Below are 601 nucleotides of genomic sequence, written 5' to 3' on the forward strand. Positions count from 1 at the left end.
CGCGATGCTGTGCCGCGCGCAGGATCTCCGCGAGCCAGGATGACGGTGGCGGGCCGGTGCGCACTTTCAGCCCAAAAGCGGGGCGTGCAGTCGGCTACGTGGCGTTGGACCAAGCGCGGCTGGACAGCACTAGTCGGTATCCGTCGGGGTCCTCCACCGTGACGCCCCATCGGTCCCAGTACGCGCCCTGGGCGATCCGCCGGCCACCGGCCCGCTCAAGCTCGGCGACCAAGGACTCGTCGACTGGCGCCGACAGGTACAGCACGAACAAGTCTTCGGCTGTCGGTGACGGTGGGATCTTTAGGTTCGGTCCTCCGACTAGTTCGAGGTGCCACGATGCCTGTGGCCAGCCGAGGATGATCAAGTCATGTTCGCCGGGGGCCTCGGCCGCCGCCCGGTAGAGCACATGCAATCCAAGCCCTTGCACGTAGAAGCGTTCAGCGGCCGCCAGGTCACCACTGGGGCGAGCAAGGCGTATCGCCATATCCGCATCGATCATCCGAGTAACTCCGTCCTCACTAGACGATCACCCTCCAAGCTCAACCAGCTTGATGTCAACCTGAGGCGCACGCTTCTTCCGGGTAGCAGAGCGCCGAACCAG

1 protein-coding gene is annotated in these 601 nt (G+C 64.9%); it reads right to left on the reverse strand.

Going from position 1 to position 601, the window contains the following annotated elements:
• Positions 1–94 precede the first annotated feature (94 nt).
• Positions 95–499, reverse strand: a complete 405-nt coding sequence (locus ABD287_RS18445) for a VOC family protein (protein ID WP_344174823.1) — start codon at positions 497–499, stop codon at positions 95–97.
• Between the last annotated feature and the right edge of the window lie 102 nt (positions 500–601).

This window comes from Pilimelia columellifera subsp. columellifera, assembly GCF_039532605.1.
In the GTDB taxonomy this organism is placed as follows: Bacteria; Actinomycetota; Actinomycetes; order Mycobacteriales; family Micromonosporaceae; genus Pilimelia; species Pilimelia columellifera.

What these genes read in the sequence shown, in the direction of transcription:
- ABD287_RS18445 (WP_344174823.1), bottom strand. Translation starts at nt 499, where the DNA reads ATGATCGATGCGGATATGGCGATACGCCTTGCTCGCCCCAGTGGTGAC.